Source organism: Ruegeria sp. D4 (assembly GCF_056534475.1).
On record NZ_JBQFPJ010000021.1, the window covers coordinates 39,645 to 52,279 of the forward strand.

At 56.5% G+C, this 12,635-nt stretch carries 11 protein-coding genes; 6 read left to right on the top strand and 5 right to left on the bottom strand.

Annotated features, from left to right (window positions below; all coding sequences use genetic code 11):
• The first annotated feature begins 13 nt into the window (after window positions 1-13).
• Complete coding sequence (locus ACR0MI_RS20550; protein ID WP_170611537.1) at window positions 14-1,465, top strand: biotin carboxylase; 1,452 nt, start codon at window positions 14-16, stop codon at window positions 1,463-1,465.
• 5 nt (window positions 1,466-1,470) lie between these two features.
• Window positions 1,471-2,451: a C45 family autoproteolytic acyltransferase/hydrolase gene (locus ACR0MI_RS20555; RefSeq protein ID WP_170611535.1), complete on the top strand. Its 981-nt coding sequence runs from the start codon at window positions 1,471-1,473 to the stop codon at window positions 2,449-2,451.
• Window positions 2,452-2,508: 57 nt separating this feature from the next.
• On the opposite strand, the gene ACR0MI_RS20560 is transcribed toward ACR0MI_RS20555, so the two are convergent.
• A complete protein-coding gene (locus ACR0MI_RS20560; RefSeq protein WP_170611533.1) occupies window positions 2,509-4,260 on the bottom strand; it encodes an adenylate/guanylate cyclase domain-containing protein in 1,752 nt (583 codons plus the stop codon).
• A 238-nt stretch (window positions 4,261-4,498) separates the two neighbouring features.
• On the opposite strand from ACR0MI_RS20560, the gene ACR0MI_RS20565 reads away from it, so the two are divergent.
• The 4 genes from ACR0MI_RS20565 (at window position 4,499) to ACR0MI_RS20580 (ending at window position 8,287) form a co-directional block, all read left to right on the top strand.
• The gene (locus ACR0MI_RS20565) at window positions 4,499-5,407 is read left to right on the top strand and encodes a sterol desaturase family protein (RefSeq protein ID WP_170611531.1); all 909 of its coding nucleotides are present in this window, start codon (window positions 4,499-4,501) and stop codon (window positions 5,405-5,407) included.
• Window positions 5,408-5,411: 4 nt separating this feature from the next.
• On the top strand, window positions 5,412-5,933 hold the full coding sequence (locus ACR0MI_RS20570; protein ID WP_170619649.1) for a DUF2141 domain-containing protein: 522 nt from the start codon (window positions 5,412-5,414) through the stop codon (window positions 5,931-5,933).
• Between the two features lie 304 nt (window positions 5,934-6,237).
• Entirely contained in the window at window positions 6,238-6,825 is a 588-nt protein-coding gene (locus ACR0MI_RS20575; RefSeq protein ID WP_170611527.1) for a TetR/AcrR family transcriptional regulator, read from the top strand.
• A 211-nt stretch (window positions 6,826-7,036) separates the two neighbouring features.
• A complete protein-coding gene (locus ACR0MI_RS20580; protein ID WP_170611525.1) occupies window positions 7,037-8,287 on the top strand; it encodes an aminotransferase class V-fold PLP-dependent enzyme in 1,251 nt (416 codons plus the stop codon).
• Window positions 8,288-8,469: 182 nt separating this feature from the next.
• On the opposite strand, the gene ACR0MI_RS20585 is transcribed toward ACR0MI_RS20580, so the two are convergent.
• From ACR0MI_RS20585 to ACR0MI_RS20600, 4 genes are read right to left on the bottom strand one after another with little or no spacing between them, the layout of a single operon-like run.
• Window positions 8,470-9,033, bottom strand: a complete 564-nt coding sequence (locus ACR0MI_RS20585; protein ID WP_170611523.1) for an ABC-type transport auxiliary lipoprotein family protein — start codon at window positions 9,031-9,033, stop codon at window positions 8,470-8,472.
• Window positions 9,034-9,035: 2 nt separating this feature from the next.
• On the bottom strand, window positions 9,036-11,117 hold the full coding sequence (locus tag ACR0MI_RS20590; protein ID WP_170611521.1) for an MlaD family protein: 2,082 nt from the start codon (window positions 11,115-11,117) through the stop codon (window positions 9,036-9,038).
• Window positions 11,114-11,764, bottom strand: a complete 651-nt coding sequence (locus ACR0MI_RS20595; protein WP_170817119.1) for a paraquat-inducible protein A — start codon at window positions 11,762-11,764, stop codon at window positions 11,114-11,116. The genes ACR0MI_RS20590 and ACR0MI_RS20595 overlap by 4 nt, the downstream gene beginning before the upstream one ends.
• On the bottom strand, window positions 11,725-12,207 hold the full coding sequence (locus ACR0MI_RS20600; protein WP_480492140.1) for a paraquat-inducible protein A: 483 nt from the start codon (window positions 12,205-12,207) through the stop codon (window positions 11,725-11,727). The genes ACR0MI_RS20595 and ACR0MI_RS20600 overlap by 40 nt, the downstream gene beginning before the upstream one ends.
• Between the last annotated feature and the right edge of the window lie 428 nt (window positions 12,208-12,635).

Below are 12,635 nucleotides of genomic sequence, written 5' to 3' on the forward strand. Positions count from 1 at the left end.
GGGGAGAGGTTAAATGCCCAAGAAGGTACTCAAGAACATTTCGGAAATCCGCCGTTACTTTCACACGAATTCGGACCCGATCTACTTTGTCTCGGCGACCAATTTCAACCTGCTCGGTCTGGATGAATGGGTCAAGAATTTCAAGTACATCTGCTACATGGATTGCTTTGACGGACGCCATCCCAACGTTCTGGTTCCTTCCGAACTTCCCCATGACGAGTTTCAGTCAATCGAAGACATCAACAACTATCTGCTTCAGCACAAGGAAGTTGTCGATTACGTCAAGGCGCGCGGCGGCAAGCCGAAATTCGTTTTCCTGATGTTCGACGAAAAGACGGAAAAACTGGTCAAGGAACTGGGCGGCGAGGTCTGGTTCCCCAAGGCGAAGCTGCGTACCAAGATGGACAACAAGATCGAAACTGTCCGGGTCGGCAACAAGGCGGGTGTCCCGTCGGTTCCCAACACGCTGTCCAAGGTCGATAGCTATGACCAGTTGAAAAAGGTCTGCAAGAAGGCAGGGCTTGGCGACGATCTTGTCCTGCAAAGTGCGTTTGGAGACTCGGGCCACACCACCTTTTTCATCAAGTCCGAGGCCGATTTCCGCAAACACGAACATGAGATCGTGGGCCAGGGCGAAATCAAAATCATGAAACGCATCGATTGCCGGGGTTCGGCGATCGAAGCCTGCGCCACGTCGGAAGGCACGATTGTCGGCCCACTGATGACGGAACTAGTCGGGTTCAAGGAATTGACGCCCTATCGCGGAGGCTGGTGCGGAAACGAGATTTTCTCGACCGCGTTCCCGCCGAAGACGCGCGAGAAAGCGCGGGAACTGACGTTCAAATTTGGCGAACAACTTCGCAAGGAAGGATATCGCGGCTATTTCGAACTGGATTTCCTGATCGACAAAAAGACCGGCGACATCTGGTTGGGCGAACTCAACCCCCGGATCACGGGCGCGTCCTCGATGACCAACCACGCGGCTTTTGCGCATGCAGATGCGCCGCTGTTCCTGTTTCACCTGCTGGAGTTCTCGAAAAAGCCGTTCAACCTGGGTGTCGAGGAACTGAACGCACGCTGGGCCGATCCCGACATGATCGATTCCTGGTCGCAAATGGTGATCAAGCACACCGAGGACACGGTCGATATCATCACCAATGCCCCGGAATCCGGGATCTACAAGATGTTGCCGGACGGGCGGGTGGTGTTCGACCGGTTCGACTATCACCGGCGCGCGGTGGAAAGCGAAGACGAAGCGTTCTTTTTGCGGATATCGAATGTTGGCGACTACCGGTACGAAGGGGCCGATCTGGGCATCCTGGTCACACGCGGCCGGTCGATGACCAAGGGTTTTCAGCTTACGGCAAAGTCGAAGCATTGGATCAATGGCATCAAGAACGCGTTCTCGGCACGTCCGCTGCCATCGGCTCAGGCATTTGAGGATCCGGCGTTTAAGATTATGTAGAGTGCATGAAACTAACCTTTCGCGCCGTAGAAGAAAAGAAACCCGGACAGAAACTGTCCGGGATTTTCTCCGAATATCGAAATGCCTACCTTAAATGGTGGGCAAGCGAAGGGTTGTCATCACGCCCGACATATTCCGAGTGCCGTCATGCGCTGAAAACATATATGCCGGAAATGCTCGAGCCGTATGATATGCTGTGCGCCGCCTTTGGCGCCGGCGATCTGGAGGCGCGGTTCCTGAGCTTCTTTTGCCCGCCGCGCTATCTGGCGGGGTGCAGCCAGGCGATTTGGCAGGGGCCAGAACCGTTGATGGTGCGGAACTACGACTACAACCCGTCGGCCTTTGATGGAATATTCCTGAAGACCGGATGGAACGGGCGTCAGGTCATGGGCACCTCGGATGGCTTGTTTGGATTGCTGGATGGCATGAATGATGCAGGGCTAACCGTTTCCCTGACATTCGGTGGCCGCCGCGCGGTCGGCGAAGGCTTTGGGGTTCCCCTGATCCTGCGATACCTGTTGCAGACATGTTCGACGCTGGAAGAGGCGAAAGAGGTTCTGCTACGGGTCCCGTGCCACATGAGCTACAACGTTACGGTCCTGAACCGGGACCGGCAGTTCTTTACGGCGTTTCTTGCACCGGACCGGCCGACGCTTTTCACCCATGCTGCTGTTTCCACCAACCATCAGGAGCGCGTGGAATGGAAAAGCCATGCACGCCTTACCGCCACTGTCGAGCGTGAGCGTTTCCTGCTGCATCGCCTGACTTTGCACCCAGAGACGAAAGAGGTTTTTGTCGGGTCTTTTCTGAAGCCGCCGCTGTATTCGCTGGCTTTCGATCAGGGGTTCGGAACCCTTTACACCGCAGCCTACCATCCCCACGATCTGACAGCCGAACTGCTGTGGCCGGGCCGGAGATGGAAAAAGAGCATTGGTCAATTTCACACGGACAGCCTGCAGGTCATTTACCCACGGGATCCGGTCTGAAACTTGACAGATCGGACAGGGCGGGCAGTTCCAATACAGTACCACTGATCCCATCATCTATTCAGTTTTGACCCGGTAGACGGTCACCTGTTTCGACCGGCCTTTCACATGGAAATCGCCGACATGTTCCAGCTGGAACGACGCGCTGAGACGTCGCGCAGTTGCGTCGCTGACCAGGATGTTGGTTGGCTCTTCTGTGGCAAGATCACCGGCCAAAGTCTCAATCCTCGCGCAGGTGTTAACCGTATCTCCGATCACGGTGTAATTCATCCGCTCGACCGCTCCGATGTTCCCGACGATGAGCGGACCGGTGTGAATCGCAATCTTCAGTCCATAGCCAACTTTCGCCTCAGCCAGGGCGTGCTTGATGGCCACCGCTGCACGGCAGGCCCGCTCGGCGTGGTCGACTTGTTCCTGAGGAGCGCCCCAAAACGCCATCACGGCGTCGCCGATATACTTGTCGAGCGTTCCACCCTCGGCCTGGATGCAACGGTTCAAAATCGCGAAATGGCTGTTCAACATGTCGGCCGTGGCCTGCGGTGTCATCGTTTCTGACGCAGCCGTAAAGCCCACAATATCGGCGAACATGACAGTCAGCTCGACCTCGCGAGGCCTGACAACATCAGGGTCTCCGGAATTCAACAATTGCCGCACCAGAGTGCGGGGCAGATAGGTTTCAAACCAGCGCAGCCCATCGAGCATCTTGTTGAATGCCACGGCCTGCAGGTTTACCTCCTCAACGCGAGAGGGGGGAAGATAGTCGATCTGATCCAGATTGAGTTCGCTGATCTTGATGGCTTCTTCGGTTGATTTTTTGATTGGGGCCGAAAGCTTTCTGGCCAGCACAATCGCCGCAATCATTGACGCTATTAGGAACCCAATGCTGACAAAGGCAGTGTAGCTGAGGCGCTTCCATTGACTGCTCCAATCGCTTAGCGGGGAGTACTGGCCAATGACCCATGGTTCCAAACCGTACTCATCCAAAGTACTGGTCAGAACCAAGTACTCACCGGTTGCGTTCTCCACTACGTAGCCGTCAAAAGAGCTGTCGCCCCCCTGAAACTCGGGGTCTTGTTTTAGCACTTGCGAGATCACCGCGTCATCGAGCGCAGCGATTGAATGCAAAGGCGTGTCCGGACTTAAGGAACTTCCGGACAGGTTCAGCAGCTTCGGATGTGCCAGGACGCGGTTGTCGCCATAGAGAATGAAACCGGTCGCGCCGAATTTGCTGCCCAACTCATCGATGATGTCCGAGAAATGATGCACGGTTGAAGACACAAATATGGCACCCAGGAACACATCGTCCCGATAGGCCGGTACGGTGGCCGAAATATGCGTCCTGCCTTCTTCAAAAAACGGTTCGTTCCAGAACAGGTTCTCATAATTTTTGATATCTTCAAGATACCGCAATCGCCCATCCACCGGGGGCTCTGTGATGGTGAAAAAGGAAATTCCGTCTGAATCGGCGATTTGACTGGTCACAAAAAGGCTGCCGTCCGGGTAAACAACGGCAAGGTCCGTCAGATAGGGGGCGGAGGCTGCGACGCCCTTGAAATATGCCTTCAGAAAGTCAGTGTTGGACAATTCGACGTCGCCCGAACTTGCATCTTTCTGAAGAGAGTTCGCCAATTCCTCGATAGGGGTCGTCAGGCTAACGACCCTGTCCTCAATTGACTCGACGATCATCGACGCTGAGGTGTTCCACAATTCAGTCGTGTTTTGAACATTGGCGTAGGTTGATACCAGAAGCACCGTACTGACCGAAAGCGCCACCAACCCGCCTATGGCCAGCGCCAGAAGCGTTGACATTCCAATTCGGACTTTTGATTGCGGGCCAGCTTTGGGCATTTGCTAAACTTGTAATGGGTAGGTGTCTGTTTTGACGAACGGTTTCTTTCAGGAATTACCGATGTCGAGCATGATCGCAAGACAGCGCAATGGATAGGGCTGTGTCGGCATCAAGGTCGAGCGTTGGCGTGAGGGCCACTTGACACGGGGCTAAAACTCTTTAATTGTCAAAAAAGACAATTTAACAGGATCTACCTAAATGGACTTCCTCAACACGTATGTCAGCGACTTCCAGATCAGCTATTGGGAGACGATGATCGACGACTGGTTTTTCGTCTTTGCGATCGGTTTTCTGGTGTTTGAACTTGCGCGTTACGCGATTGGCAAAAAGCTGACCTTCGAGATGGTTGGCGATACCGTCACCAACTTCATCACGCTTGGCTTCTTCCTTGCGATCACCTTTGTTTTGATGGCGGGCTTCTACGTCGGAGCCTATGTCTGGGCGTCGCAATATGCGTTCTTTGACATCCCCACCACATGGGCTTCGTTCCTGATTGTGCTGATCCTCGCAGATCTGGCCTATTATTGGGAGCATCGTATCCTGCATCGGATAAACATCTTGTGGGCCACACATTCGGTGCACCACAGCTCACCCTTCTTTAACATTTCGGTAGCCTACCGGCATGGTCCGCTGGATGGGTTTTGGCCCTTGTTCTTTCATATTCCCCTGGTGCTTTTGGGCTTCAATCCATTTGTTGTCCTGGTTGCGGAATTGCTGGTGCAACTCTACCAGACCGCTTTGCACACCGAAGTTATCGGCAAGCTTTGGAAACCCATTGAATACATAATGAACACGCCGTCGCATCACCGTGTGCATCACGGGTCCAACCGCAAGTATCTGGACAAGAATTACGCCGGAATCTTCATCATCTGGGACCGCATGTTCGGCACGTTCGAAGAAGAAAAAGAAGAGGTCACTTACGGTCTGGTTACGCCGATCAATTCGGTCAATCCGTTTGTAGCCTTTTTTCATGGCTTTGCCCGTGCCTTTGGCGACGCCTGGCGAATGCCGGGGTTCCGAAACAAGCTGGGGGTTCTGTTCGGTCCGCCCGGCTGGCGACCCCAAAAACAAGGCGCCAACGCTTCCGCAAACCATAAACAGGGATAAAGCCATGCCTTCAAATTCACAGCGAATAGTCGCGGCGCTGGTCACAACGGCCCTGTTCGTCGGCGGAGCCTGGATGGCCTCGGGATTTGGTACGGACATCCCCCGGACATCGGCATCCTCGACCGGTGCGTCTTCGGACAATGGGTTGGTGATTAACCTGCACAGTGCTCGTAACGACAGAGGCCAGTTTGTTGTCATGGCCTTTGACAACGCGGCTTCTTTTGACGCATTTGATTTCAACACGGCGGCTGGCTACGTCACGCTTCCCGCCAGCACGGAACCGCAGCGCGTCGATTTCCCGGACCTGAATGACAACTACTACAGCGTGGTGGCTTTTCATGACGAAGACAGTGACTATCAGATGGGTCTCGATGAGAGTTGGACGCCAACGGAGGGCTATGCGGTTTCCGGGTTGAATGATCTCTACGATGACCCTGTATTCGAGTACTCACTGATCAGCCCGGGTATTCCGGTGGATCTGGCGTTCTTTTACTGGCCGGATCAGTATTTGACGGGTTGGTTCTGATCATCCTGCCGGTAGGTTATGGTTGTCTCGAACCGGGGCATTTCGGTGTGGTGACGCCGCTTTGCCCCGGGGTTGGGCTGCCAATCAGCGGGTCAGGGCGCTACTCACTTCCCTCGGGTATCTGCGGGGTTTGCAAATGCCTAAAGGCGGGCGGCAAAATGCACATACGCCAGCTTTGCGCTTGATGAAAAATAGCTGGAAAAAGCATAGTTCCGGTATGCCAGACACTGGGCAGTTCAGAATAGTTGACGGTCTGTTTGGACGGATCCGCCCGGTTCGAAATTGAAGAGACGGAGAAATACCAATGGGGCGTCCCTCGGTTCAGAAACAGCGTAAAGCCGAAGTGCTGGATGCGTTCATGACGCTGGTGGCCCGTTTCGGGGTTGAGGGTGCAACGCTTGAGAGAATTGCGGAGGAATCCGGACTTAAGCGGCCGTTGATAAGGCACCATCTTGGAAACAGGGATGAGATGGTACGCGCCTTGGCCCTGCATGTTGTGGAAGAACAGCGCATCTCTTTGGAGAATTTGCGAACAGCTTTGCAGGATTATCCGGGGCTAATGAACTTTGTGGACGCCCTGTTCAGCGAGGACAGCGAAACTGATACACGTCTGAACAACGCTTATCAGGCTTTGGTTATGGTCGTGGAACAGTACCCGGACCTCAGACAAATTCTGACGGGTGTTATGGCTGAGTTCTACGCGCTTGCCCGCCAAATTGTCCAGAAAGAGTATCCGTCGGCGGACCCGGAGGATGTCCAGACAGTGGCGCACGGAGTCGTCGACCTTTATCTTACGGCCGATGCCTTGTCGCCGCTGAACCCCCCGCCCGATTGGCGTCGATCGGCCTATCTGGGGGCTGTGAAGTTGGCGCAGTCGCTTGGAAGCCCTTGAGAGGGACAGCATCGAAATAAAGGGAGGATCACGGGAATTCGGGTGCCAGCTTACCAAAGTCAGGCACCGTATTCGTTGGTCGGGGCTGCTGATACCTGATCGTCCGATAAAGCATGAAAAATGCAAAGGCATTGCCCATTCATTTTTTGTGAGAAAACTGGGCCCGCGAACAATATATGTCAGACAGAAGTATTTACACGAATGAGTCCCCATGCCCGAGATCAACACACCGCTGCTTGAGCAGATCCGCGATCGCTTTGCCCAGATCGACCATTGCCCGCAACAGGGACCCCGGATTTTCTTCGAAAACGCTGGCGGCGCGCTGACGTTGAACTCAGTGGTGAAAACCTCGCAGGACTATGCGGCCATTCCCGACAATCAGGGGCGTGACAACCCGGGCAGCCATGAGCTGGTGCGCGTGATTAACACGGCCAAGGAAGATATGGCCGTGTTCATGAATGCGCCGGGCGGGCAGTTCTTTGTGGGCGAAAGTGGCACCGAATTGCTGTTCCGCCTGATCATGAACGCCTGTCTGGGCACCGGCGCGGGTCAGGTTCTGGGGACGACCTTGGAACACCCGGCCACCCGCAGCGCCTGTGACCGCTGGGCGCGTATCGCCGGGCAGAACCATGTACTGGTCGCGCATGACAATGCCACTGGTACCGTGACTGCCGAGGCTTATGCCGCAAAAGTCACACCCGACACCAAGGTTGCAACCATCGTACATACTTCACCCGTCACCGGCATGGGTGTCGACGTGGCGGCCGTGGCCGCAGCCATCCGGGCGGTTGCGCCCGAATGCTACATCATCGTCGACGGCATCCAGCACGCCGCGCATGGTCGGATCGACCTGACGGCCTATGGTGTGGATGGCTATGTGATTTCGCCCTACAAGGTGTTTTCGCGCCATGGCTATGGGGTTGCCTGGATCTCGGACCGGCTGACGGCGCTGCCGCATAACAGCCTGCTGGATGGCCCTGCCGACAACTGGGAGATGGGGACCCGCGACACCGGATCTTACGCCACCATGTCCGACGTGGTCAGCTATTTCGAGTGGCTGGGCGAGCAGGTCAGCGACGCCACCGACCGGCGGGCCAAGTTCGTTGCGGCGGGCGAGGCGATCCACGCGCAAGAAAAGGCGCTGACGGATGCGATGATCCACGGCACCGGCAACCTGCCGGGTCTGGCCGAGATGGAGAAGGTGACCATTCTGGGCGGCATCGACAACCCGGCGCGCGAAGGTCTGGTGTCGCTGCGGGTCGAGGGTGTGCCTTCAGTCGATGTGGTGCGAATGCTGAACGAGCAGGGTATCCGAACGCATCTGCGCAAGGCAGATCACTACTCTGGCAATATCCTGACGCCGCTTGGCATGGACAGCTGTGTGCGCGTGTCAATGTGCCATTACAACAGCGTTGCCGAAGTCGCCCAGTTCCTGGGCGCAATGAAATCCATCGCCGCCTGAATCCGCAGGCGTGAACGCCCTTTGAAAACGCATGCCTGGGCAGCAGTGATCGGGGCAGGCCTGGTTTGCGCTCGTTTGGAGCGCGGTGCGCTGGAATGAAGCCCTCAAAACGCCCGTATCTGACCTGCCTTCACCCCTTTGCGCGTTCCCTTTGTCCCATGGGCAACAGCCCGGCCAAAGGACTATTTCAGTGCATTGCTTGCCAGGAACCGGGCAAGGTTTGCGACGGCTCGTCCCCGGGCCTTGGCGATGTTGGTGCTGTTCAGCGGTTCGCCGATTGGCTCAACCAACTCAAACAGCCCCGAACGTTCTCGCCCCCCGTCGAGCCGACCCAGGAAATACTGCCCTGAGACAAAAAAGGTGCCGTCGGCCCGTGCCACGAAGGATTCAAACCGCAGGTCCAGAATTCCTGCAGGCGGTTCCTCGAATGGCCACGGTGAGGATGCAATCCGAGTTCTGGTCAGGCCAGTAAGATGACGGGTCAGTTCCAGCGCAATCGCGCGTGGTGGTTTGTCCGCCCAGAGAACCGACCCTTCGGTAACCAGCAGACCGCCTTCGACCTCGATCGAAATCTCGTCCGCCACGGCGTAACCGGGCAGCGATGGCTCTTTGATCTCAAGCGATGAAACGCCTATTCTGACACGGCCTTCCAAAGTTGGTTCATTGACTGAAACCCGGTCGTTCAGCCCGCCGCAGCCCGCCAACAGCACCAGGCTCAGGCACGTGAGGAATTTTTGTAGCGGCATGTCTATCGTCCCTTGATCAATATGCTAGGATCGCGTTCCAGCGTTCGAAGCAGCGCCGCAAGGGCATTGGCCGCCTGCTGAATGTCGCGCAGCGCCGCTCGTGCATCGCGGCTGAGTGCTTCACCCTTGTTGAATCCACTGATGGTGGCTGATGCCTCGTCCATCAGTCTGCTGGCTCTCTCGGCCAGAGCGGGCAGTTCGCTGGTCGAGCTGGCAATCGCGTCGGCGGCATTGCGCGCCGAGGCCAGGGTTGCGTTTACGTTGTCGACCGCGCCACCCTCGCGCAAATCGACCAAAGCGGCGTTTACTTCGGCCAGTGTCGCATTCAGTTGCACAGGCAGGTCCTGAACGCCTTCGGTTTGAATGAGCTCATCCAATGTTGCGACAATCCCGGTCAGTTCGGTGACCAACTGGTCCAGGGGCAAAGCACTGGCCCTTGAAGCCAGAGTGTTCAGGCTCGACAACAGCTCTGGAAGGCCGGCAATGGATGTGTCCACGGATTCCATGGCGTTTGTCGCCGCATCCACGGCGCCGAGCAGGCGCTGTGTGACCTGCTCGGTCCTGAGTTCGGTCAACATTGCATCGACCTGATCCAGCAGTTTGTTGATATTCCCCGCGACCGAGCGAACGTCGTCAGATTCAACCACCGCCGTGGCCGCCGCCAGCAGCTTACGCAGGTCTTCGGGCGTTTCCCGGATCGCGTCGCTGGCCACAAAAGCGCGGGCAGTGTCAAGAAACGCGACGGCACTGGACATCAACTCTTCGACCGGAAGGGCCTGGATACGCGTCAGAACACGCTCGACCGAGGCTTCCCCCGACTGGATTTCGCTCTGGGTGGTAGGTAGGATTGTTATCCCTTCGGCGGTTTCATTCCAGTCGAACGGATCATCATCGGTGTTGTCGACAAATTGCACCTTCAAGCCACCGGAAAGCAGGCTGGCAGAAGCCAGTTGCGCGCGCATCCCCTCGTCGGCCCGTGTTTTCAGAAACTCAAGCGCGGCAGCGGGTGAAACTTCATCTGGCAAGCCAAGACGCGTCGGTTGTATGGCCAGGACCGCATTCAGGCGCACCCGGTTGTCCCCGAAGGCCTCCTCATCAATAAGACCGATGACGCTGTTCACCGTTCCAATCCTCAGACCCGCCAGTTCAACGGGGGCGTCCACACTGAGGCCTGAGATGTTGTCGTCAAAGATCACACTGACAAACAGTTCATCGACCTGGGACTGGTTGAAGATGCTGTCCCGTGCGGCTTCGGAGTCTTCATAGACCTGGAACAACGTACCGTCAGATACGGCCGAGCCTCCTGACACGAACGTGTCGAAGGTGATGCCTCCTGCCACGAGACTGGCTATGGAAGTGAAATCAACAGATGCCCCGGCGGCGCCGACGGAAATGCTGAAGCCGGACGTATCCCAAAACCGCGTCGTGTCATTGATGAGACGTTGGTGCGGATTGTAGATGATCGCCTCGGCCACGGCAAAGTTTCCGCGCGGATCGATCGAGGCTTTGCCGACCCGCCCAACCTCGATGCCACGAAAAAGAATGGGCGCATCATCCGTCAACTGGCCACGGGCCGAGCTGCGCAAGGTCAGCTGCAATCCGGGCTTGTCTGCCCGGAACAATGGCGGCTGCGGTCTGCCTTTGAAGAGTTTGGTCGGTTCGCCCGGATTCGCATCCCAGCTGCCTTCGATGTAGACGCCGCTTAGAACCGTTTCGAGTCCAGACACGCCTTGGGTGGTGAGTTCAGGCCGAACCACCCAGAACTGGGCAGAAGCATCGACATATGGCGAAATCTCTTTGCTCAGACGGATTTGTGCCTCGACGGCCTTAAGCCCTTCGGTCAGGCCGACCTTTTCGACCAACCCGACAGCCACATCGCGAAAGCGCAGCTCGGTCGAGTTTGCGACAAGGCCCGCGCCGTCCTCGAATGTGACATGAATTACCCGGCCCTGACTGGAAAGAGACTGCCAGGCAACCGCCAGCGCGACCGCAACCGCCGCAATCGGGATGACCCATATCAGCGATACACGGTCCCATATCCGGCGCGGTTGCCGTTCGATCGGTACATCGGGAACATCGTTCATTTGGCTTCCTGACGTTGGCGTGAATCCCAGATCAACCTTGAATCAAAGTTTTGGGCGGAGACCATGGTGAATATCACCGAGAGTGCAAAAAAGAGACTGGCGGTGCCGGGTCTGATCGATGCCAGGCTGCTGAGCTGAACCAGAGAGGACAGGATTGCAACTACAAAAATGTCGATCATCGACCAGCGCCCCACATATTCCACGACCTCGTGCACCAGTCGGAGCTGCGTCATGGAGAGTGAAGACCGGCGGGATAGGCTGAGCGCCAATAGGGCGATAGCGGCAAACTTGCCCAACGGAATGGCGACGCTGGCCAGCAGGATTATGGCCGCAATTCCGAATGCTCCGTGATGGATCAGATCCACGGCCCCACCCACGATGGTGTCTGCTTGCCGGGTGAAAAGCGTGCGTGTTTCCAGCATCGGGTACAGATTGGCCGGGATGTACGCCATGACGCCGACCAACCACCATGCCCAAACACGCTGGATCGCCAATTCATCACGCGACCGGAGCTTTCGCCCGCATCTTTGACAGGTGCGGCTCTCGCCCACGCGATGCACCTTTGTGCAGGATCGGCAGGCGACCAGCCCAAGCTCGCGCGCGCTGACTATTTTCTGGGATGAATCAGAGAGTTCCATACAGACCATCTACACAGAAGACTGTCCTGCACGATGACGAGCAGGACAAGTGCGGTGAACATCCAGAAGGCGGCGCCGAACTGAATTTCGGCGACGTCAGCAACTTTGGTCAGCGCAACGGCGCAGCCCAGCACAAAGATTTCGGCCATGGACCAGGGGCGCAGCGCTTCGACCCATCGAAACGCGGGCTTTGCCCCGGGCAGCAAGGGGCGTTCCAGCACGATCGGCAGAAGTACATAGATGCTGAGGACTGCGCGGGCCAGCGGGATCAGAACGATCAGCAGGATCATGGCCAACACGAGAGGGCCGTAAATGCCGCCCCGGAACGCCAGCGCGGTGCTCATGATCGACACCGAGTTGTGAACGCCACCCGCCCTGACGGTGAGAAACGGAAAGAACATTGCAGCGACCACAAGTACAGCGACCGAAATAGCCAGGGCAATGATCTGCATACCGGCCTTCCGCTTCGGAGTAATGAGCACAGTGTGACATCTGGCGCATCTGGCACGCTCGGCGAATTCGGGCTTAACTAGCCGAAATGCGGCATCACAGTTCGGGCACACGATCACATCCGTCGGGGTGACAGGTTCATGAGACGCGTTTGTTATCTGACCTTCTCCCCCAATGCTTGCCTTGGGACGGACCAAAAAAGGTGCACCTAGGATGTGCTTTAGATCATATTGATTTATCCTGACAGATGTTTTTTGAAATCGGTCAACTTAAATCACTTTGTCAGATTTCGCGGAGCCGTCTTTGAACACGGCTGCGTGGATATGCTGATGCCTTTGTCATGAGGCCCATGCGCCTGTCTTGTCAATCGAGCGGCGTCTTCCCGCTGTTCTCTTCGGGACGACTTGCGCAGGTCCGCGGATATGACTAT